Below are 482 nucleotides of genomic sequence, written 5' to 3'. Positions count from 1 at the left end.
CGCTGGACGGCGGCCTGAAGCTGAACAAGCACGCCAAACTGCTGTTCGGCGTCGACAATCTGTTCAACAAGGCCTACGCCGAAAGCGTCAGCAAGGGCGGCGCGATGGTGGCCGGCTACGACCGCACCCTGCAGGTCAACGAGCCGGGCCGCACCGTGTGGGGCCGCGTGCAGCTGCAGTTCTAAGAACCTGTTTACGATCTGCTGCGCGTCGGCGATACGGCGTTGAAAACAACTTCGAAATGCTCATGTACCATGTGTACATTCCGCTTTCTCAGCCGTTTTCGCCTTGTCTCGCTTTAGCTCGCGAGATCGTAAACACGTTCTAAGACCCGCTAACAAAACCCCTGATCCTGCGTTGCGCCTCCTTGTCGTACTACTGGTACTGCCTGCGTCGGCGCGCCTTGGCTCAGGTACGCTGCTCGGTTTTGTTAGCGGCTCTAAGAACCTGTTCACGATCTGCTGCGCGTCGGCGATACTGCG

At 58.7% G+C, this 482-nt stretch carries 1 protein-coding gene; it reads left to right on the top strand.

Features of this window, described 5'->3' with window-relative positions:
* Positions 1–185 (top strand): hypothetical protein (locus tag ACFP9U_RS25240; protein WP_378625647.1); only part of this gene is annotated, 185 nt, incomplete at its 5' end.
* Positions 186–482 lie beyond the last annotated feature (297 nt).

The organism is Nitratireductor sp. GCM10026969, from assembly GCF_042660605.1.
GTDB lineage: Bacteria > Pseudomonadota > Alphaproteobacteria > Rhizobiales > Rhizobiaceae > Chelativorans.
Note: the sequence above shows the minus strand (reverse complement) of the source record. Positions and strands in the feature narration are given on the sequence as shown.